Source organism: Paenibacillus sp. JT22N15, assembly GCF_059383755.1.
Genome location: NZ_JBXENV010000005.1, coordinates 336,034 through 357,845, shown reverse-complemented (window position 1 = coordinate 357,845; position 21,812 = coordinate 336,034). Strand labels below are relative to the sequence as shown.

At 48.9% G+C, this 21,812-nt stretch carries 19 protein-coding genes; 3 read left to right on the top strand and 16 right to left on the bottom strand.

Annotation, left to right across the window (positions count from 1 at the left end; genetic code table 11):
• Nucleotides 1-8: 8 nt before the first annotated feature.
• A complete protein-coding gene (locus AC50X8_RS12430; protein WP_056039493.1) occupies nucleotides 9-1,352 on the bottom strand; it encodes a TrkH family potassium uptake protein in 1,344 nt (447 codons plus the stop codon).
• Between the two features lie 341 nt (nucleotides 1,353-1,693).
• Here AC50X8_RS12430 and AC50X8_RS12425 point away from each other — a divergent pair, with 341 nt between their 5' ends.
• Nucleotides 1,694-3,316 (top strand): CPBP family intramembrane glutamic endopeptidase, encoded by a 1,623-nt coding sequence (locus AC50X8_RS12425; RefSeq protein WP_494879970.1) that lies wholly within the window; start codon nucleotides 1,694-1,696, stop codon nucleotides 3,314-3,316.
• Between the two features lie 90 nt (nucleotides 3,317-3,406).
• On the opposite strand, the gene uvrC is transcribed toward AC50X8_RS12425, so the two are convergent.
• Nucleotides 3,407-5,440, bottom strand: a complete 2,034-nt coding sequence (gene uvrC / locus AC50X8_RS12420) for an excinuclease ABC subunit UvrC (protein ID WP_494879969.1) — start codon at nucleotides 5,438-5,440, stop codon at nucleotides 3,407-3,409.
• A 169-nt stretch (nucleotides 5,441-5,609) separates the two neighbouring features.
• Between uvrC and AC50X8_RS12415 the strand changes: the two genes are divergently transcribed.
• On the top strand, nucleotides 5,610-5,756 hold the full coding sequence (locus AC50X8_RS12415) for a YqzM family protein (RefSeq protein ID WP_099516602.1): 147 nt from the start codon (nucleotides 5,610-5,612) through the stop codon (nucleotides 5,754-5,756).
• Nucleotides 5,757-6,039: 283 nt separating this feature from the next.
• On the opposite strand, the gene AC50X8_RS12410 is transcribed toward AC50X8_RS12415, so the two are convergent.
• The 12 genes from AC50X8_RS12410 to AC50X8_RS12355 form a co-directional block, all read right to left on the bottom strand.
• Complete coding sequence (locus tag AC50X8_RS12410; protein WP_099516603.1) at nucleotides 6,040-6,276, bottom strand: YezD family protein; 237 nt, start codon at nucleotides 6,274-6,276, stop codon at nucleotides 6,040-6,042.
• Nucleotides 6,277-6,316: 40 nt separating this feature from the next.
• The gene (cysW, locus tag AC50X8_RS12405; protein ID WP_494864121.1) at nucleotides 6,317-7,198 is read right to left on the bottom strand and encodes a sulfate ABC transporter permease subunit CysW; all 882 of its coding nucleotides are present in this window, start codon (nucleotides 7,196-7,198) and stop codon (nucleotides 6,317-6,319) included.
• A gap of 5 nt (nucleotides 7,199-7,203) precedes the next feature.
• Nucleotides 7,204-8,070: a sulfate ABC transporter permease subunit CysT gene (gene cysT / locus AC50X8_RS12400; protein ID WP_056039478.1), complete on the bottom strand. Its 867-nt coding sequence runs from the start codon at nucleotides 8,068-8,070 to the stop codon at nucleotides 7,204-7,206.
• Nucleotides 8,071-8,113: 43 nt separating this feature from the next.
• Entirely contained in the window at nucleotides 8,114-9,208 is a 1,095-nt protein-coding gene (locus AC50X8_RS12395) for a sulfate ABC transporter substrate-binding protein (protein WP_494879968.1), read from the bottom strand.
• Nucleotides 9,209-9,609: 401 nt separating this feature from the next.
• Nucleotides 9,610-10,539 (bottom strand): ABC transporter ATP-binding protein, encoded by a 930-nt coding sequence (locus tag AC50X8_RS12390; protein ID WP_056039472.1) that lies wholly within the window; start codon nucleotides 10,537-10,539, stop codon nucleotides 9,610-9,612.
• Entirely contained in the window at nucleotides 10,540-11,607 is a 1,068-nt protein-coding gene (locus AC50X8_RS12385) for an ABC transporter ATP-binding protein (RefSeq protein WP_056039469.1), read from the bottom strand. It abuts the gene before it with no gap.
• Nucleotides 11,608-11,623: 16 nt separating this feature from the next.
• On the bottom strand, nucleotides 11,624-12,541 hold the full coding sequence (locus AC50X8_RS12380) for an ABC transporter permease (RefSeq protein ID WP_494879967.1): 918 nt from the start codon (nucleotides 12,539-12,541) through the stop codon (nucleotides 11,624-11,626).
• A gap of 2 nt (nucleotides 12,542-12,543) precedes the next feature.
• Complete coding sequence (locus AC50X8_RS12375; protein ID WP_046228634.1) at nucleotides 12,544-13,479, bottom strand: ABC transporter permease; 936 nt, start codon at nucleotides 13,477-13,479, stop codon at nucleotides 12,544-12,546.
• Between the two features lie 178 nt (nucleotides 13,480-13,657).
• Nucleotides 13,658-15,328, bottom strand: a complete 1,671-nt coding sequence (locus AC50X8_RS12370) for a peptide ABC transporter substrate-binding protein (RefSeq protein WP_056039463.1) — start codon at nucleotides 15,326-15,328, stop codon at nucleotides 13,658-13,660.
• A gap of 630 nt (nucleotides 15,329-15,958) precedes the next feature.
• Nucleotides 15,959-16,915, bottom strand: a complete 957-nt coding sequence (gene dnaI, locus AC50X8_RS12365; RefSeq protein WP_056039460.1) for a primosomal protein DnaI — start codon at nucleotides 16,913-16,915, stop codon at nucleotides 15,959-15,961.
• A 19-nt stretch (nucleotides 16,916-16,934) separates the two neighbouring features.
• Nucleotides 16,935-18,443, bottom strand: coding sequence for a replication initiation and membrane attachment family protein (locus AC50X8_RS12360; protein WP_056039456.1), 1,509 nt, complete (start codon nucleotides 18,441-18,443; stop codon nucleotides 16,935-16,937).
• Nucleotides 18,444-18,788: 345 nt separating this feature from the next.
• Nucleotides 18,789-19,076 carry a YuiB family protein gene (locus AC50X8_RS12355; RefSeq protein ID WP_056039452.1) on the bottom strand — a complete coding sequence of 96 codons (288 nt, stop codon included), beginning with the start codon at nucleotides 19,074-19,076 and terminating at the stop codon, nucleotides 18,789-18,791.
• Nucleotides 19,077-19,238: 162 nt separating this feature from the next.
• Between AC50X8_RS12355 and hemQ the strand changes: the two genes are divergently transcribed.
• Nucleotides 19,239-19,985 carry a hydrogen peroxide-dependent heme synthase gene (gene hemQ / locus AC50X8_RS12350; RefSeq protein ID WP_056039448.1) on the top strand — a complete coding sequence of 249 codons (747 nt, stop codon included), beginning with the start codon at nucleotides 19,239-19,241 and terminating at the stop codon, nucleotides 19,983-19,985.
• A gap of 97 nt (nucleotides 19,986-20,082) precedes the next feature.
• Here hemQ and AC50X8_RS12345 read toward each other — a convergent pair whose 3' ends face one another.
• Together AC50X8_RS12345 and AC50X8_RS12340 are read right to left on the bottom strand one after the other, a co-directional pair.
• Entirely contained in the window at nucleotides 20,083-20,349 is a 267-nt protein-coding gene (locus tag AC50X8_RS12345) for a hypothetical protein (RefSeq protein ID WP_494879966.1), read from the bottom strand.
• Nucleotides 20,349-21,542 carry an NAD(P)/FAD-dependent oxidoreductase gene (locus tag AC50X8_RS12340; protein ID WP_056039442.1) on the bottom strand — a complete coding sequence of 398 codons (1,194 nt, stop codon included), beginning with the start codon at nucleotides 21,540-21,542 and terminating at the stop codon, nucleotides 20,349-20,351. Before AC50X8_RS12340 ends, AC50X8_RS12345 begins: the two co-directional genes overlap by 1 nt.
• Between the last annotated feature and the right edge of the window lie 270 nt (nucleotides 21,543-21,812).

Genomic DNA, 21,812 nt, shown 5'->3' with positions numbered 1-21,812 from the left:
TGTTTCCCCTATCCAATTGTAATTTTGCCCTCGGGATACCGGTAAAGCTCTTTGCTGGTTTTCGGATTGAGCGCATAAGCAAGCGTCAGCGGGCCTAGACGACCAGCGAACATCGTAATCGAAATAATAATTTTCCCGAAATCGCTCAGCTCTGGCGTTATGCCCATCGACAGGCCTACCGTCCCGAAGGCGGATGTTGCTTCAAATAAAATTTTAATAAACCGCTGATCCTCGGTCGCGGATAATAGCATCGTTACGACGACGACCAGCGCCAGCGACAGCATCGTAATCGTAAGCGCCTTGAGCACCCGCTCCTTGCCGAGGCGATAGCGGAACAGTACAATGTCCTCTTTCCCCCGAAACATTGCGACAACCGCCCCTATGAGCGTCATAAACGTCGTCGTTTTGATCCCGCCCCCCGTTGAGCCGGGAGATGCGCCGATAAACATTAATATAATGGTGAAAAATAAAGTCGCCTGCCGCAAATCGGCATAGTTCAGCGTATTAGCCCCCGCCGTCCTCGGAGAGACGGACTGGAAGAAGGATGCAAGAATTTTCCCGCCCCAGTCGAGCGAGCCAAGCGTTCGCGCATTCGAAAACTCAAAAATAAATATTACGACCGCCCCGACTGCAATGAGCGAGCCAGTCATCACCAGCACCACCTTGCTGTGCAGGGACAGCCCTTTGCGGCGGCGGAATTCCAGCAAATCCGAGATTACGATAAAACCGAGGCCTCCGGATATAATAAGCAGCATGGCAGTCAGGTTCACAATCGGATCATCCACATACATCGTCAAGCTGCGGTAGTCGCCAAAAATATCAAACCCTGCATTATTAAACAGCGACACAGCATGAAACACGCCGAAATACAGCGCCTTACCAAACGGCATATCATAGGCAAAGCGCATCGTGAACAGCAATGTGCCAACGAGCTCAAATGATAAGGAGTAAACAATGACCTTGCGTATGAGCCGAATAATGCCTTCCATGCTGCCTTGATTCATGGCTTCTTGCAAAATAAGCCGTTCCCGCAGCGAAATGCGCTTTTTCAGCACAAGCGCGAACAGCGTGCCCATCGTCATAAAGCCGAGCCCGCCAATTTGAATAAGCAGCATAATAATAACCTGACCAGCCACCGAAAAATAAGTGCCAGAATCCACGACTACAAGCCCCGTCACGCTCGTTGCCGAGGTAGCCGTAAACAAAGCATCCAGAAAACGCAGCCCGCTTCCGTCGGCCGATGCAAAAGGCAGGGATAGCAGCAGAGCTCCCAGCATAATAATAATCGCAAAGCCAACGACCAATATGCGTGGCGGGGACCATTTTAGTAACGAAAAAAACGAAATATTCATTGCATCCACCTTCATATTGCCTATTATTCTTTTCACTTGCAGCAGCTGTATTTCCAATTTCCATTACACATGACTTAACGATTATAAGCTTAAAGCACACTGCGTATAAAACAGCCTTTTGCAATAAAAACAGCTGATTTCATTCAAAAACAGCCGTGCGAGGAGGATAGCCGCCCATTAGCTTGCCGGATATCGTTATTTCTCTGTTTTATGAATGCGGACAACGCTGACAAGCCGCCTAAAGGGTGACCAAGCTGTTAGATTGGCGATCATATGGTTTAATATGGTATCGTATGAGTACTATGCTTAAATTTTCGATTAAACTGAAATTGAGGTGAGTTATGATTGAATTTATTGCTCCACGCGAGTGGAAGAAATTTGTATGGGCCGCCGTTATTAGCGCTGTCATTTTTATATTTTTGCAAATCATCCCTATGCTTGGCGGTCCTGATTCAGGCGCATCGGAATCCCAGGGCAACGTTATAGGAAATGAAGCAGCCCTGCAAAAAGCAACGGAATTTGCCGCCAAGCAGTTCGGCGTTAACGTTACGGACGCTCATACGGTTTATCAAACTGACAGCGATGAAACCGGCTATTTGATAAAGGAAAAGCTGTACGAGGATTATGCGTCCAAATATATGCAGCAGTTTCCGCTCGACACCTATCAAACGCAAGTAACGCTTGACAATGGCAGCACCGCGTTCGTCTACCTCCATATGCAAAGCGGCAGCGTTGTCGCTTGGAATCTCCTTGGAGCAGGCTCGGGCGTGAACACCATTAATGAACAGAAGCAGCTTCTCGATGCAGCGGCCAGCTTTGCGACTACGCAAGGCTTTCAAGCCAAAGATTTGAACGACGCTGCCGTTAACTCGCTAGGACAGGTCGTCATTCATCCAACAGGGTATGCAGCAGGCAGTTCCCAGCTTGAGCTTCGTGTGGGCTTTAGTCAAAATGGCGACAAAACCGTCATTTCTACTTATAAGCCAGCCTTTATTCCACCCGCAGACTATGTAGCCAATATTGAGCAGCAAAAAAGCACGGCCGACGCTTTATCGTTGATCAGCCTCATTTACATGACTTTCATCACGCTGGTGCTAGCTATTATCTATGCGATATTATACCGCCGTCATACGACATTCAAACGCGGGATCGCCATCAGCCTTATTTTCACCGTTTTTTATATTATTAACAATCTTGGCATTATGGACGGCGTTATTGCCCAGCAAGGCGAACAGGTAATGGGCGATGCCCAGGTGTCCTTTATGGCATGGTTTACTGCGCTTCTGCTCATCCCGGTTGGCGCAGCCGTCTATTTCTCCTTCGTGGCCGGTGACGGCATGTGGCGCTCGTGGAAACGTCCGATATGGCCAGGCTTTCGCGAAAAAAATTACGGCGAGCATGTTTGGCGCAGCATGGGACTCGGTTATTTGATTGCCCTTATTTTGCTAGGCGTGCAGTCGGTCATTTTTCTAGTGCTCGAAACGGCGATCGGCAGTTGGAGCACAAGCGATGCGACTCAGTCTCCCTACAATATCAAATGGCTGTGGCTCATGCCGATGCTGGCTTGGTGCGCTGCGATTTCCGAGGAAGCCATTTACCGATTTTTCGGCATTGCCTTGTTCCGCAGATGGTTCAAAAATATTTATGTCGCCGCCTTGATTCCGACCATCTTGTGGGCGCTTGGTCATGTCTCCTATCCGATCTTCCCGTACTACACCAGGCTGATTGAGCTAATTATTATTGGGATGATCTTCAGCTACATTTTCCTGCGTTACAGCCTCATTACCGCCATATTCGTTCATGCGATATTTGATTCGCTGTTAATGGGCTTCTCACTCATTTCTGTAGGCGGTGCTTTAAATATCGGAGCAGCGATCTTCTACGCTGTTCTGCCTGTTCCAATTGCCTATATCATTCGGGTATGGCATCGTAAGAAAAACGCCTGGCGGCGTCCTTCCTATTAGACGCCATCGTTTTGGCGAAACGTATAGAGAAAGGATGAGAACATTCATATCCTTTCCTATACGTCAAAAAAGGAGGAAGGCCGCCGCAGCTTACGGCGACGCCTCCTCCCCAAGTGCCGCAATAATTTGTGCGGCAAGCTTATCTCCTATTGAAAGAGGCCGGAAATCTTCCACCGTGGCCTCTTTTATTTTTTTAATGGAGCCAAAATGCTTAAGCAGCAGCTTGCGCCGCTTCTCGCCAATACCCGGAATAGCATCGAGCTGCGAGACGACCATCGACTTGCCGCGCTGCTCGCGGTGGAACGTAATCGCGAAGCGGTGAACCTCGTCTTGTATGCGCTGCAGCAAATAAAACTCCTGGCTGTCGCGCGGCAGCGGAATAATTTCAGCGGGATCGCCGGTCATGAGCTGTGCGGTCCGGTGTTTGGCATCCTTGACGAGACCGCATACCGGGATAAACAGGTTCAGCTCATTTTGCAGCACATCAATCGCTGCGGAAATTTGCCCCTTGCCGCCATCGACGACGATCAGATCTGGAGCAGCCAGCTGATCCTTGAGCACGCGCTCATAGCGCCTGCGAATGACCTCGCGCATCGTCTCATAATCATCTGGCCCGACGACCGTCTTGACCTTGTATTTGCGGTATTCCTTGCGATCCGGCTTGCCGTCCGTAAATACGACCATAGCCGATACGGGATTCGTACCTTGTATGTTGGAGTTGTCAAACGCCTCAATTCGGGTTGCCTGCGGCAAACCAAGCCATTGGGCCAGCCCTGCCGCCGCCTTGACGCTGCGCTCCTCATCCCGCTCGATGAGCCGGAACTTGTCGGCAAGCGTTACCTTGGCATTCTCCGTCGCCATCGAGACGACCTCGCTCTTGCGTCCGCGCTGCGGCAGCAGCACCTTGACCTTAAGCCAGTGGTGCAGCGCAGCAGCGGCCTCCTCCGCAACGGACAGCTCCTTCTCTTTGGGCGGCTGGGCTTCTTCTTGCGCCTCTTCGTCAACTACTACAACTAAGCTTGCTGCATCAACCATATCCCTTGCTGCTTCATTTGCGCTTGACGCTGCTTCCTGGTCAAGATGGGCAGCAGTCGTCTCCTGCTTCCCTGCGGCCGGCTTGCCCGCTGTCTGTGCGCTCTCCGCCTGCTCTGGCGGCAACGGCAGCAAAATCTGCTTCGGCAGCGCAGGATTTTCACTGTAGTATTGGGTTACAAAGGTCATAAAATCATCGTACTCTTCGCCATAATAAGGGAAGGTCGTACCATGGCGCTCAATAAGCTTGCCTTGGCGCATATAAAGAATTTGGACGCACATCCAGCCCTTCTCGACCGCATAGCCGAAAATATCGCGGTCCAAGGCGTCAGACATCGTAATTTTCTGCTTCTCCATCACCGCATCAATCGCAATGATCTGATCGCGGTACTCCTTCGCCCGCTCGAACTCCAGCTGCTCGGCGGAAGCCTCCATTTTGCGCTGCAAATCCGCCCGCACCACATCATGGCCGCCATTGAGGAAACGGGTAATTTCCTGAACCATCGCCTCATAGGTGCCGGGTTCAATCTCATATTCACAAGGCGCAATGCATTGCCCCATGTGATAGTACAGGCATACCTTGTCAGGCAGCGTCTTGCATTTGCGCAGCGGATACAGCCGGTCCAGCAGCTTCTTCGTCTGCTGGGCGGCATAAGCATTCGGATAAGGGCCGAAATATTTCCCCTTATCCTTGGCCATCCTGCGGGTTACCTCGAGTTTCGGATGCTGCTCATGCGTAATTTTTATATAAGGAAAGGACTTGTCGTCCTTCAGCAAGACGTTATAGCGCGGGTGATACTGCTTAATGAGATTGCACTCCAGAATGAGCGCCTCCATGTTGCTCTTCGTCAATATAAAATCAAAATCGCGGATTTCCGCAACGAGGCGCTGCGTCTTGCCATTATGAGAGCCGTTGAAATACGAGCGGACGCGATTTTTTAATATTTTGGCTTTGCCGACGTATATGATTGTGCCTTCGCTGTTTTTCATTAAATAGCAGCCAGGCTGGTCCGGAAGCAGCGCTAGCTTATGACGAATTAATTCCGCTGCTTCAGCCTGGCTGGCTGCCTGTTTCCCCTCATGCTGATTCATTTCCAAACCTCCCTTGCGGACATTTGTTCCCATGCCTTATTGTAACATAGATTGGTGCCGGCAGCCGAGTCCTCAAGTTTACAATAGTTGCCGTGTTTTGCTTTACAATTATTCGGATAGTTGGGTATACTGTTGATAGCTAAATCGTTTTCAAGGGAGGACGCTTGTTATGGAGAACGTTAGAGACCCGCGCGAGCATTATAATGAAGAACCGCGCCACGACTTGATGGACGTAGTGTTCGGCTTCGGCGGCATGCTCGGTCTAATGACTGTCATGTTTGCTGCTGCTGTTATCGTGAAATTTATCATATCGTAAACAAATAGCAAGCTTTGCAGCCAAGGTGAAACGGCTCTCGCCGTCCTTTGGCGGCGTGGCGCGTTTCATTCCGAGAAATAGAGAGAACGGATGGCGAAATCATATCCTTTCCTATATTTCAAGGTGAAACGGCTCTCGCCGTCCTTTGGCGGCGTGGCGCGTTTCATTCCGAGAAATATAGGCCATTTATAAGAGAGAAACTTATAAATGACCTATATTTAAAAGAAAGAACCTTCGAACCCGCTATTAGGCGGATGATTCGAAGGTTCTTTTCTTTATTTATTCAGGCCGATTGGTGCTTGTTGCTGCTATTATTATGGCTATTGCTTGCCTGCTGCTTGACGCTTTGGGATTCCTGCTGCTTGCTGGAGGGCTGATCGTAGCGCGTCCGCTCGGTCCGGTCAATCTGGACGATTCTGCCGTCATGCACCGTAATATTCACACTTCCATATTGCAGCCCGCCCACCTGATCCGCAATCCGCTTAAGCCACTGCTGATCAATTTCCAAAGGTTTTGCCATTGTCTTCTCCTCCTTTTTTTAATCCACCTTATCGTAAGTGTCAGGCATTTTGGGCAGAAGCCCGCTTGTTCATTTGCCATTCCATCAGCGACTTGACGATAAGCGTAATGAACGCCAGCATGACGAGCAGCGATGCCACGGCAAACGAAGCTGAAAATTGGTATTCGTTGTACAAAATCTCAATATGCAGCGGCAGCGTGTTTGTCTGCCCGCGAATATGGCCTGATACGACAGACACTGCTCCAAACTCGCCCATCGCCCGGGCATTACATAAAATAATGCCGTACAATAGGCCCCACTTTATGTTCGGATAGGTGACCCGCCAAAAAATTTGCCAGCCCTTTGCGCCAAGGCTTGCCGCTGCTTCCTCTTCTGCCACTCCCTGCGCCTGCATGAGCGGAATGAGCTCGCGGGCAATGAAAGGCACCGTTACGAATACGGTCGCCAGCACGATGCCCGGCAGTGCGAAGACGAGCTGAATGCCATGGGAATCGAGCCATGGGCCGAAAAAGCCCTGCGCGCCAAACATCAAAATATAAATAAGTCCAGATATGACCGGAGATACGGCAAACGGCAAATCAATGAGTGTAATTAAAAACTGCTTGCCGCGAAAACGGAACTTGCTGATCGCCCACGCAGCGGATATGCCGAACAGCGTATTCAGCGGAACGGCGATTACAGCTACGAGCAGCGTCAGTCTCAGTGCCGATAAAGCATCGGGATCGGTGATCGCGGCACGATAAACGTCAAAGCCCTTCTTAAAAGCTTCAACAAATACAGAAACGAGCGGCAGCAGGACGACCAGCGCGAGGAAAATAAGCGCTACCGTTATGAGTACAATCCGTACGATTGCCGGTTCCGTAATATGCTTAGGCCGCTTGGAGGCCTCGCTCGATAAATGCGTTGTAATTGCTCCAGCCATCTTGCTTAGCCTCCTTCTACGACGCGGCGGTTAATCCGCCACTGCATGAAATTAATGAACAGCAGCAGCAGGAACGAAACGACGAGCATAACGAGCGCGATTGCGGTAGCCCCTGCGTAATCAAACTGCTCCAGCTTCGTCATAATGAGAAGCGGGGCGATTTCGGTTTTCATCGGCATATTGCCAGAGATGAATACGACGGAGCCGTATTCCCCAATTCCGCGAGCAAAAGCTAGAGCGAAGCCCGTAAGCAGAGCCGGCATCAGCTCAGGCAAAATCACTTTCCAAAAAGTTCGCATCCGGTAGGCGCCAAGCATAACCGCGGCCTCTTCTATTTCTTTATTGAGATCCTGCAGCACAGGCTGCACCGTGCGAACGACGAAGGGAATGCCGATAAAGATAAGGGCTATTGTAATGCCCAGTGGCGTATAGGCTACCTTGAGCCCGAGAGGCTGGAGCAGCTTGCCTACCCAGCCATTCGGCGCATAAATAGCCGTCAGTGCAATTCCCGCTACCGCTGTCGGCAGCGCGAATGGAAGATCGACGAGGCTGTCGATAAATTTTTTGCCGGGAAAACGGTAGCGGACCAGCACCCACGCAATGAGCAGGCCGAACACCATATTGACGGCTGCGGCGCTGAAAGCGGTAAAGAAGCTGATGCGATAAGAAGCCAGAACCCTTGGATTCGTTACCGTGCCCCAAAATTCGGCAAAGCTGAGTCCTGTCGTCTTAATAAATACGCTGGCCAGCGGGATTAGAACGATCAAGCTCAAATACACAATTGCAAATCCCATTGATAGGCCGAAGCCGGGCAAAACGTTTCGCGCTTTGCCGCCTCTGCTTCTTCCTTTGCTCCTACTGGAACCTTTCATGTGAAGTCAGCTCCATTCCACATTTTGCTGTGCCTAGCGATCATTACGAGCCTGGCGTGTAAATCTTTTCGAATATGCCGCCCGCATTAAAATGCTTCTCCTGCGCCACTTTCCAGCCGCCAAAATCTCCGTCGATCGTCAGCAGATCCAGCTTTTTGAACGTATCTGCATATTTTGCAGCAATCGTCTCATTAATAGGACGGTAGTAGTTTTTAGCTGCAATCTCTTGGCCTTCATCCGAGTACAAATACTCCAGATATGCTTTGGCTACTTCTGTCGTTTTATTGGCCTCGGCATTTTTATCAACGACCGCTACAGGCGGCTCCGCCAAAATGCTGACCGAAGGATAGACGATTTCGAATTGATCAGGTCCAAGCTCCTTGATGGACAGGAACGCTTCATTTTCCCAAGCCAGCAGCACATCGCCAATTCCTTTTTCTACAAAGGTCGTTGTTGCTCCGCGCGCACCTGTATCGAGCACTGGCACATGCTTGAACAGCTGTGTGATGAACTCCTGCGCTTTCGCCTCGTCATTGTTGTTCTGCTTGAGCGCATAGCCCCATGCTGCAAGATAGTTCCAACGCGCTCCGCCCGACGTTTGCGGGTTTGGCGTAATGACCTCTACACCGTCTTTAATCAGATCATTCCAGTCTTTAATGCCCTTCGGGTTGCCCTTGCGTACAAGGAACACGATTGTTGACGTATACGGCGAGCTGTTATGCTCGAATTTGGATTGCCAGTCTGCACTCAGCAGGCCCGGCTCCACCAAGGAATCAATATCGTAGCCAAGCGCCAGCGTGACGACATCTGCTTTCAGACCGTCAATGACTGCGCGGGCTTGCTTGCCTGATCCGCCATGGGACTGGCTAATCGTTACGTCCTGGCCGGTTTTATTTTTCCAATACGTTGAAAAAGCTTTATTATACTCCACGTACAGCTCACGAGTTGGGTCATACGATACATTTAGCAGCTTGACTGGTTCTGCTGGCTTCTCTCCTGCGGCGCCCGCTTCTGTTGATGCAGCTGGCGACTCTCCTGCTCCTGCTCCAGTTCCCTGGTTGCCTCCGTTTGCTCCGCAAGCGGACAAGATGAGCACCAATACGAGCAATAATGAAACCGACCATTTCCCCTTTAACATAAATCCTCACACCCCTGATTTTTTTCTTTTTGCTCCTGCAGTCCTGGATAAATGAGTAACGTTTTGCCGCCGGTGGTCCGGTAGATAAAATATTATTCCTACCCGCTTAGTTGGTTATGGAAGGATTCTACCAGCGTGATTTTGTTTAGTCAATAGCGTTTTCGAAATTAGGTTTATGAATTGATGTTAATACCATTTTGGTAAAAAGCTCGCTTTTTGTGTGCTGTTTCTGCCGCCTTCCAACCTGAAGATAACGATAGGAATCGAGAGCTCTCCACGCAAAAAAAGGACTGCCCTCAAACCAGTGCAGCCGTAAGGCTTTACTGATTTGGAACAGTCCTTTCTACTAGAGCTGCAAGCTGTATTCATGCAAGCTTTAAGCCCAGTGGCTTAAACCCATTTTAATGAGAAGCTTGCAGCTGCTCCATCTCGCGTTTCGAACAATACACAAAATGTCCAGGCTTCACTTCACGAATTTCCGGAAGGTCCTCCGGTGTATACTGATGCACATTCGGATCATAAGGTGTCCGTTTGCGCACGCGCTCCGTCTCCGGATCGGGAATTGGAATGGCCGACAGCAGCGACTTCGTATAAGGATGCATTGGATTGTTGTACAGCTCATCCGCAGTAGCAAGCTCAACGAGCTTGCCAAAGTACATCACGCCAATACGGTCGCTAATATATTTAACCATAGACAAATCATGGGCAATAAACAAATAAGTCAGGTTTTTCTCCCGCTGCAGCTTCTTCATCAGATTGATAATTTGCGCTTGAATCGATACGTCCAGCGCGGAGATCGCCTCATCGGCAATAATAAAGTCAGGATCGACCGCAAGCGCGCGGGCAATACCGATCCGCTGGCGCTGTCCGCCGGACGCTTCATGCGGGTAGCGGCTCGCATAGTCCTTGTGCAAGCCTACTGTCTCCAGCAGCTCATGCACTCTCGCCATGCGTTCCTTATTATTTTTCGCAAGCCCATGAAGATCAATGCCCTCGGCAATAATATCGCCAACAGTCATCCTCGGGTTGAGCGAGGCATATGGATCTTGGAAAATCATTTGCATTTTGCGGTTCAGACGCTTCAGTTCGCTTCTAGACTTGTGTCCGTGAACATTCTCACCGCTGAACAGCACTTGGCCGTCCGTCGCGTCATACAGCCGTAGAATCGTTCTGCCGGTCGTTGATTTGCCGCAGCCTGACTCCCCAACGAGACCAAGCGTCTCGCCTTCATAAATATCGAAGCTGACGTCGTCGACAGCTTTCACCATATTCGGGCGGCCTTCATTGAAATATTGCTTTAGGTTTTTGATTTCTAGCAGCTTCTTCGCCATTTAAGCCTCTCCTTCCGCAAGCACCGGCTTATCGAAAGACGCTGCCAATTTACGAACTCTCCGTTTAACCTGCTCCGGCAGCTCCACCTTCGGCGCATCCGGGTGCAGCAGCCATGTTTTGGCATAATGCGTTTCGGATACTTGGAACATCGGCGGCTCTTCCTCGAAATCAATCGCCAGCGCGTAGCGGTTGCGTGGGGCAAACGCATCGCCCTTAGGCGGATTCGTCAAATCAGGAGGCGTGCCTGGTATGTCCAGCAGCTCGGCTTTATCTGTCATATCAAGGCTCGGCATGGACGCAAGAAGTCCCCATGTATAAGGATGGCGCGGATCGTAGAAAATTTCATCCACAGTTCCAACCTCGACAATTTGCCCCGCATACATAACGGCTACACGGTCAGCTACATTTGCAACAACGCCCAAATCATGCGTGATGAAAATGACGGACATGCCGATTTTTTGCTGCAAATCTTTGATCAACTCCAAAATTTGCGACTGGATCGTTACGTCAAGCGCCGTCGTCGGCTCATCGGCAATGAGCAATCTTGGATTGGCCGCAAGCGCAATCGCAATCATCGCCCGCTGGCGCATACCGCCGGAAAACTCATGGGCATATTGGTTAATCCGCGTCTCCGGCATCGGAATACCGACGAGACGAAGCAGTTCAATCGTACGTTCTTTTGCAGCGGAGCCGGAAAGCTTTTGGTGCTTCTTCAGCACCTCCATAATTTGCGGTCCGATTTTCATTGTTGGATTGAGCGAGGTCATCGGATCTTGGAAAATCATACTAATATCCTTGCCCCGTACCTTCTCCATTTGCTTATCGGTCTTTTTCACCAAATCGTCGCCATCAAACAAAATTTCGCCATTCGTAATTTTGCCTGGCGGCATCGGAATGAGCTTCATAATCGTTTGTGAAGCGACACTTTTGCCAGAACCCGATTCCCCTACGATGGCAAGCGTCTCGCCCTTGTACAGGTCAAAGCTAATGCCTCTGACCGCCTGTACCTCGCCGCCGTGCGTACCGAAGGAAACGCACAAATCTTTTACTTCGAGCAGCTTTTCCATTTATGCTTCCCTCCTATTATTTGCGCATTTTCGGATCGAGAGCGTCACGCAATCCGTCGCCAATTACGTTAAATGAGAAAATCGTTACACAGATCATAATGGCCGGGAAGAACAAACGCCATGGATAATATTTAAGTGCAGGCAATCCATCGGATGCCATTGTACCCCAGCTCGCAATCGGCGGAGTCAGGCCTAGACCCAAATAGCTCAGGAACGACTCTGTAAAAATCGCCGATGGAATTGTCAGCGTCATCGTAATCAGAATAGGGCCCATCGCATTCGGAATCAAATGCTTTCTCATAATCCAAGGCATCGTTGCGCCCAGTGTACGAGCGGCTAACACATACTCGCGGTTTTTCAGCGACAACACTTGTCCCCGAACGATACGCGACATATTAATCCAGCCCGTTATAGTCATCGCTACAATCATCGTTCCCAAGCTTTGCCCGAATACGACCATCAAAATAATCGCAAGCAGCAAATAGGGAATACCGTAGAGAACGTCGGCAAAACGCATCATGCCTTCGTCTACACGTCCGCCCTTGTAAGCGGCAATTCCGCCCCAAAGGACGCCAATAAACAAGTCGATAAGTGCGGCCGCAAGTCCGATAAACAGGGAAATTCGTGCACCCTCCCAGACACGGGCAAACATGTCGCGTCCCAGATCATCCGTGCCGAACCAGTGTTCAGCAGACGGTGCTTGATTTTTGTTGCCTAGATCGTTGGAACGGTAATCAAATTCGGTCATTAATGGGCCAAACGCAGCCATAAAGACCAAAATAACGAGCAGCACAACCCCGACCATGGCTAGTTTGTTTTGTGCGAAGCGCCGAACGACATCCTGCCAGAAAGTAAGGCTTGCCTTCGCCACATTATCTGTTCCTTGCTGCTGCAAGCCTACCAGCTTAAAGCGGTCATTAGATATTGGTTCCATCGTCAAGCCCCTTTCTTCCCGCGCCCAAGTTTAATACGGGGATCAATTAATCCATATAAAATGTCAACCAAGAGTACGCTAAAGAGAAGGATAATACTATAGAACACCGTAACACCCATAATAACCGTGTAGTCACGGTTACCGATACTTACAACGAAGTGGGAGCCAAGGCCCGGTATGCCGAAAATACGCTCAATAACAAAGCTTCCTGTAATGACACCAGCCGACAGCGGCCCCATATAAGAAACGACAGGCAGCAGCGCATTGCGAAGCGTATGTTTAATTGTAATCATAAACTCGCTTAGGCCCTTGGCCTTCGCAGTCTTAATATAATCATTGCTAAGTACTTCAAGCATGCTGGAGCGCGTCAGACGAGCGATAAATGCCGTTGGCGTGGAAGCGAGTGCAATCGCCGGCAAAACCGTATGCATGAACGTTCCCCATCTTGCGACAGGAAAAATGCCAAATTTAATGGCAAGCACATATTGCAGCACCGTTGCCATAATGAAGGAAGGCACCGAAATCCCCGCCACCGCAATAATCATCGCGGTATAATCCTGCCAGCGATTATGCTTGAGCGCAGCAATAACACCTAGAATGACACCAACGGCAAGCGCCAGGAAGATCGCTTCCAAGCCAAGCACGAGTGAAACAGGAAAACCGGTATTGATCAAATCATTAACGGTCTGGCTTTTATACTTGAATGAAGGACCAAAATCCCATTGCAGCACTTTCAGCAAATAATCGCCATATTGCGCATACCACGGTTGATCCAGACCATAGTGAGCCAGCAGATTAGCTTTAATCTCCGGCGGCAGTTGCTTCTCCGACGTAAACGGGTTACCCGGAGCAAGACGCATCAAGAAAAAGGTAGCTGTAATAATCAGCCACAACGACAAAAGGATATACAGCAAACGTCTGCCAATATATTTCACCATAATAGTCTGGCACCTCCTATTAGTTTCGAGCTTTATTTACATATAAGGGGAGTATAGCCCCGCATTTTCATAACAAAGGAACACCCCGAACCACTTGAAAATGTGATCCGGGATGTTCCGCCCACCATACCGCTGCATCCGGTTATGGTCGACTATTCTTTTTTACATCCTACCTGTATTAAGCTTCAATATAGGCCCATTTGTAAGTTACGTCGCCTAGACCGCTGATTACAACGTTTTTCAATTTTTCATTTTGAACCCAGTTCATCGTATAGAAATAAATTGGCGCTACAGGCATATCTTCCATGAAGATTGCTTCTGCTTGTTTCAACATTTCCGTACGTTTCGCAGCATCTGACTCAGATGCGGAATCAATCAGCAATTTTTTGTATTCTGCATTTTCCCAGCCTGTATCGTTGTTGCCGCCATCAGCATCGCGGTACAGCTCAAGGAAGTTAATTGGATCATTGAAATCTCCAAGCCAGCCCAGACGGCCTACTTGGTAGTCGCCAGCATGCAATTTCTCGATATATACAGCCCACTCAGCGTTATCAAGCGTTACTTCTACGCCAAGGTTTTTGGACCACATGTCTTGAATGGCTTGAGCGATTTTTTGGTGCGCTTCATTCGTGTTATAAGAAATAGAGATTGGAGGAAGCTCAGATGCGTCTTTCAGGCCCATTTCCTTCAAGCCTTCAGCCAAATATTCTTTTGCTTTCGCCATATCGTTATCGGCAAAATAACCTTTTTCGTTTTCAGCAAACATCGTCGGAGGCACCATTGCCATCGCTGGCAATTGCTCGCCTTGTGTAATGTTGTCGATCAGTTCTTGGCGGTTCATCGCATAAGCGAATGCTTTACGGATGTTTTTGTTGTCGAAAGGAGCCACTTTCGTGTTGAACTTGTAGTTGTACACACCAGCAATTGGTTGTGTATGCAAAGAGCCTTGGTCTTTCAAAGCTTGCATGGCATCAACTGGCAATTGGCCGTTAGGCTGTCCAGCCCAGTCCAGCTCGCCATTGTCAAACATCGAAAGCTCAGTATTGAAATCATTGATCATCGAGAAGTTGATTTTAGTCAATTTCACGTTGTCTTTATCCCAATACGTGTCGCTTTTCTCAATAATAAGGTTGTCGCTGTGTTTCCATTCGGTCATGTGGAAAGGACCGTTCGTTGTGTATTGGTCGCCTGCATCGTTAGCCCAATCTTTGTTGGCTGCAGCAATTTTGCTGTTTACTGGCAGGTATGTGTAGAATGCTGTCAATTCAAGGAAGAAAGAAGTCGGGTTAGCAAGCGTAACTTCAAGCGTAGTGTCGTTGACCGCTTTAATGCCTACATCTTCAACTTTTCCTTTGCCGAGGTTAGCAGCCTCTGCTCCTTTAATATAATAAAGCTGATAAGCGTAATCTGCTGCGTTAGCTGGGTCTAGAACCCATTTCCATGCATATTCAAAGTCTCCGGCAATTACTGGATCGCCATTGGACCATTTAGCGCCGTCGCGAATAGTGAATGTGTATACCGTTTGGTCAGGAGAAACTTCAACTTTCGATGCTACTGCATTTTCAGGGTGTCCGTCTTGTCCAATACGTGTCAAACCTTCGAACGTTTGGCGCAAAATCGTACCGGATGTGGAGTCGCTTGCTTTACCAGGGTTAAGTGTCGGGGGCTCAGATGCAATGTTCACGCTGATCTCTTGATTATCAGCCAATTTCACTTCGGTTGCGGTAGCCTCTGGGCTAGCCTCTCCCGGATTATTGGTGCCTGTGTTAGTGCCTGCATTGCCACAAGCGCTGATGATCAAAGTCATGACAAGCAACGTGCTGAGTAAAAACGAATACTTCTTTTTCATGCGTTTATTTCCTCCCAATTAATATTTCAATATGAATCTCTATTATTCTTCCTTTGTTCCTTATACAGTGAACATACGTTCATGTTTGCGTAGAACCGAAATAAAAAAATATTATCCACTGAATGTAAGGATGAATATATATTTGGCATAAGGAATAATTATGAATAGTTTGAGATTCTCTATTTGATGCTAGAGATTATAGCATAAAATCAGACTTAATCAACTACCCATTTCGGTAAAACTGAGCAATATCACATACTACGGCTGTTTTGCGTAAGGTATTATGTCCGAAAATACGGCATTTGATTAAAAACGACACAAAAAATTAATTTAAAAATTTTTTAATGAAAACGCAAACATTTTTAATTTAAGTTACGTATAAATTAACAATTACTACCAATAATGCGTTTACATTTTTAGAGCGAAAATTCGCTTCATACACTTTTATTCATTTGCCATGAACCGTTGTATCCCAGTCTTTTGGGTATTGCCCCCGCGATTGCACCATCATTGATTATTCGTTATAAAAGTAAAACATTTATAAATGTTTACAGATGCAAAAAAACCTGTCGAATCGTTCTCGACAGGTTTAATAGAGTAACCTAAAGGCTAAAATTTTAAACAAATTTTTTATTTTAATCCTCGCTTATTGTCGCCTGTGACCATAATCACATCGACATAGGGCCGAATCCGGTCCATCAATCGCTGCCCTTTATACACTTCATCGCCATCCTTGCTTGTGAAGCTAAAATGCCGCTCAAGCCCATCAAGCTCATAATTGGACGTATACAGCGTCGGCTTGCGGTTCATCCGATAATTCAATATGGAGCCAAGCACATGATCCCTTGCCCAAGGATTCAAGTTTTCGGCGCCGATATCATCGAAGATAAGCAGGTCGGTTTCCTTCATCATCTCTACCGTCTCCCGCAGCTTCGCCGGCTCGTGCATCATCGACTTCAAATCCTCGACAAAATCAGGCATGTAGACGATGACGCCGGAATAATCGGCTTTCGCCAGCTCATGCAGCAGGTAGCACATAAGAAACGTCTTCCCTGTGCCAAACTTCCCGGCTAAATACAGGCCGTTTGGCTGAAGGCCCTGCTCCTTCGTCCGGTCAATATATTCAATGACGCGGTAAGCTGCTTCAGCCCGGGTAGGGTCCTTGTCCAAAATTTCGAGCGCCGAATAGCCGCTCTTGAGCGCCCGGTCATCTACATAGAAGCTGCGAATCCGTTTCCTGATCCGCTCCTCGCTCCTGCGGGCAATCATTTTCTTGCAGGCCACTTTGCGGTCATGCAGCTGTACGCGCTCCTGCACGATATCGCATGAAAGCAGCGTATAATGGCCCTCAAAGTCATTCGGGCATTGGTCAAGCCCCGGACAGTTCGTACAGTTCCGATATTCCGTTACATATTGATAGACCCGGTTCAAATTAAGACGAACCGCCTGCTCATCCAGCTCGGGATGCTTCTCCCGCAGCCGATGCACAAGCGGATCGGCAAGCAGCTCTTCCAGCTTGCGGTCCGCCTGATCCGTTAATGACTTGCCCGCAGGCCATGCTTTCAGAAGCTCACCCAGCGATTCCATTCTTAATCACCCCGCAATCTTATTTTCCATCCAGCTTCCTTGCCAGCTGTCGCATTTCTTCAAGCTTCTCGGGCGATACTTGGCTAGCCGATTCCGTATCCTGCACAATCGGGATGCTTGGCTTACGGGAAGCACCGCCTCTTGCGCCAGCACGGGACCCTCCGCGCCCCGTTGCGCCCACAGAACGCGCATTTTCTTGACGCTGTTCCTTGCCCTCTTCAACCTTCCCTTGCTCGCGCACGTAGCCAACAGCCTTCTCAAACGTATCTATCTGCTTGACGAGCATATTGGATACGACCGCTTCAACGAAGGTTTTCGTCATCCGATGGGCGTCGTTCATGCCTATAACATAATGAATGAGTACATTAATAACAGGAGCAGGCAGCCGGTAATTGAGATCGATGCGCTCGAAGGAGCGTTCAATCCAATCCGGTACAGCCCCAGGGAAAAAGCGCTGCATAAAGCGGGTATGCGGCTCATTGCGCATCAGCATATTGTACTGATGAATGTCGCATCTGCCATCAAGCAAGTTAGGCACGCTTAAATAATATTCTTCCTGAACGCCAAACTCTTCAATATTGTCTTCAGTTACTTCCGCCTGAGACTGCTGCACGCGGGCAATCGTACGCTGGCGATCCCCTTCGCGCTTCTTATCCTGGCGGTACATTTGATTGGCCCGCATTTGCAGCTCGTCAATGAGCAGCAGCCCGTCAGGCGCAAATACGCCATCCTCATCCAGCAGACGGCAAAGATCGCTCGCATTTAAGCTGTATTTGTAAGCGACGTAATTCAGCTGCCCAAGCTGCTCGCCATCGCCGCGCAGCCGCTCTACATAGCTGCGGTTAGCGGAATTGCGCGGAAACCGCAAAATAATTTCCCCATAAGGAATGCCTGCCGTCTCCTGTTTAAGCCTAGGTGCTGCTTGCCGAGATGGCGCCACCTCGCTTAATGCCTGCTCCAGCTCCGGGTCCACGGATTGGGGATTAAGCTGAAACAGCTCATAGAACGGTACGGAAATGTTCTCCTTGCTCAGCTGTACGCTGGCCAGCTCGTCCGGCTCCTGCGCGCCAAATGATTCCCTTAACGCAATTAGCGCGTATTTCCCAACCTTGTCACGAAGCAGCATAACCAAATGCTGGGTTTGAAAAAACTCGCCCGGCGTGAGCGGCTTAGCCAGCTCATATTCATAAATCAGGTCGCTTTGCTCCGGCAGTGCCAGCCGCGACGTTTGCAGCAGACCAACTGCCTCGAGGCGCGACGCCTGCTCGACAAGATGCTTGCGGCCGCGCTCATTCATCTCAAGCCCTAGCCCGAGAAACAGCTTGCGCTGCGGCTCCAGCGAGGAATAGCCGGAAGCCCCATCCGATATGCCATGGTACAGCTGCTGGTACAACGCAACCGCGAAGGCGCCAATCATCGGCTGATAGATGAGCGATAATATTTTATAATCCAAACTGCTTAATGAAAAATCACGAAAAATATAATAGCGGTGATGCTCCGTATACTGCAATAAGTTACCGATGCGCATGGCATCTACTCCATCCTGTCCATACTTTCTATCAGTTTAACACAAGGTGAAACGGCTGTCGCTGTCCTTTGGCAGCGCAGTGCGTTTCAGTCCGAGAAATATAGAGAAAGGATCGCATTAAGATATCCTTTCCTATATTTCAAGGTGAAACGGCTGTCGCCATCCGTTGGCAGCGCGGCGCGTTTCATTCCGAGAAATATAGAGAAAGGATCGCATTAAGATATCCTTTCCTATATTTCAAGGTGAAACGGCTGTCGCTGTCCTTTGGCAGCACAGCGCGTTTCATTCCGGGAAATATAGAGAAGAATAGAAAAAATCCCCCAAGTGAGGGATTTGATTATACGCTTAAAACATCTTGTAGCCGCCCTTGCGCAGCGCTTGAATCGTCCAGCCGCTTAAATACGCGCCTATTAATGCGCCAAATACAGGCACTAAATCAATGAAAGTAAAACTCGTAAAGTTTTCAGAAGCGGAGAGCGTCTTATCCCAAGTGCTCCACACATAGAACGGCACAAGAACAATAATAAACATATAAATGGGAAACCATGTTGTTTTCAATAGCATATTCAGAATAAATCCGATGCCGAACATCATGACCAAAAACAGCACCGTCGCAATAATCAGTTGAAGCATGTACGATTCCCCTCTCAGACTCTCGATAACATTTTAATGAAACCGCTTAAGGAAGTCAATTCCGATCTGCCAATTGTCACAAGTCCGACATTTGCCCTACCGCCCTAAACTACGATACAATGTTCACAGCAAAATATGCCAAAGATAGGGGTTATCGCTGATATGAGTGAAGTAGCAATTACACTAGAAGGCTGGTACTGCCTCCATGATTTCCGCAGCGTCAATTGGGCTGCATGGAGACTGAGCACCACCGAAGAGCAAAACCGCATGCTCGACGAGCTGAATACGTTTCTGAAGCAATGGTCAGATGTAGAGGAAAGCAAGCAAGGCAGCACAGCTGTCTACTCCATCGTTGGACAGAAAGCTGATTTTGTATTCATGCACCTGCGCGAAACGCTGGAGGAGCTGAATGAAATCGAGACGGCTTTCAATAAAACAGCGTTCGCTTCCTTTACAACACCGACCTATTCTTATGTAAGCGTTGTGGAGCTCAGCAACTATGTGAACCAGCCAGGCGTTGATCCGATGGAAAATCCGGAAATTCTCGCCCGCCTCAAGCCGATTTTGCCAAAAGCGCGCCACATCTGCTTCTACCCGATGAACAAGCGCCGCGATGGCAGCGACAATTGGTATATGCTCGGCATGGACGAGCGCCGCACGATGATGCGCAGCCATGGCATGATTGGCCGCAAATATGCGGGCAAAGTGAAGCAAATTATTAGCGGCTCCGTCGGCTTCGACAATTGGGAGTGGGGCGTTACACTGTTCGCAGAGGACGCACTGCAGTTCAAGAAGCTGATCTATGAAATGCGCTTTGATGAAGTCAGCGCGCGTTACGGCGACTTTGGCGACTTCTACGTCGGCAATTTGCTTGATTCGGAGAAATTCACCGCTCTGCTGAAAGTGTAGACCTTTTTTCTTCCTTCTGAAAATAATGCATAACCGCCCCGGCACGCTGACGAATGCTCGTCACTAGCCGGGGCGGTTGTTTGTTTATTCGCTTCGCCTAATCTTCTTCCTCGTCGTACTCTTCATCAAGGCCTAGGCGCTTCGCTTCCAAATACTCCTGCGTCGCACGGTCGCGCTCGCGGCCCTTATCCTTCAACCGTTCAATGGCCGGCTGGATGAGCAGGTCGACTTCCTTTTGTACCGGATAAGCCAGATCATACCGATTTTGCGACTCTAGAAACGAGCCTACTTCCATTAGAGCATTATAGCGATCCAGCTCATCCCGCGTCAGCAACCCCCGAACCTGCACGCTGCAGTGACGCATTAGAAAAACTTCCCTTTGCGCAGAACGAGCGGAATGCCGCCGATAATGAACAGATAGCGCAGGTCGATCATTTTCTTCAGCCATGCCGCTACCCGGCCTTTATATTTTTTGCCAAAAGCAAGGCCGATCGCTTCGCCTTTGCCAAGGGACGCTACTGTACCTTTATTGCTGAACGCGAATGCTTTAAGCGGCTGGTTGCGAATCGAAGCAACCAAATTATGTGCGCACACGACGCCCTGCTGCATCGCAATTTGCGCAGTTGGCGGATATGGACGGCCTTCCGGATTAAACATGAGCGAGTTGTCACCCAAAATGTAAATATTCTCATGGCCTGGCGCGCGCAGCTGGTCGTCGATTTTCACGCGTCCGCGCATCGTTTCAAAGCCTGCATCCTCAATCAAGCGATTGCCGCGGATGCCGCCCGTCCAAATAACCGTTGCCGACTTGATCTCTTCCCCTTCGCCAACAACGACGCCTTCTGCCGTGCACTCTTTAATAGCTGTGCCAATTCGGAACGTGACGTTTTTCTTCGTCAGCACATTCATTGCATATTCGACAAGCTCTGGATCAAAGCCTGGCAGCGCCGTCGGAGCCGCTTCAATATTGTAGATTTTCACAAGCGCCGGGTCCACATCGAACTGCTTGCACAGCTCAGGAATGCGGTCGGACAGCTCGCCGACGAACTCAATGCCGGTAAAGCCTGCTCCGCCAACAATAAACGTCAAATAATCGGTGCGATGCGGCTCGCGCTTGAAGCGGGCAAATTGATATTCAATATGCTCGCGGATAAGGCGGACCGAGTTAATGCTGCGAATGTTCATCGCATGCTCGCCAAGACCAGGAATGCCGAACGTTTCAGGCTCTCCGCCCAGCCCCACAACCAAATAATCGTAAGACAGCGTACCGTCTTCCAAAATGACCTTTTTGTCCTGCGGGCGAATTTGTACAACAGTCGATTTCACAAAATCAATTTTAAATTCATCAATCAGCTTCGAGATGCTGACACGGGCATTTTCAGGATTATCGGTTCCTGCCGCCGGCATATGCAAATGTGTAGTAATGTAATGATAGTCATGCTTGTTTACCAATGTAACATCTGCTTCGTTGTAGTTAAGCTCCTTCTGCAAACGCAACGCCGTCAGCACTCCGCCGTATCCCGCACCCAGAATAACAATCTTAGGTATGTTGCTCATCGTATGATCCCTTCCATTCCTATGCGTTTAATTATATTGTGAAAAATTACACAAACCTCTTTCTACATTTATGATCTACGAGGATTAAATGTGCAACTTAGTCTCCCTTTAATTCGCCAATTTCCAGCTGTACCAACCTTAACATACAACAGACATACTACAGAGTTTTAAACAAAAGTTCAATGGCATTTTATACGAAAAAGTTTAGAAGGGCATACAAATTAGTTATTTCCTTCTTTGTCTCCGTAAGTTTATAATAATAAGGATAGA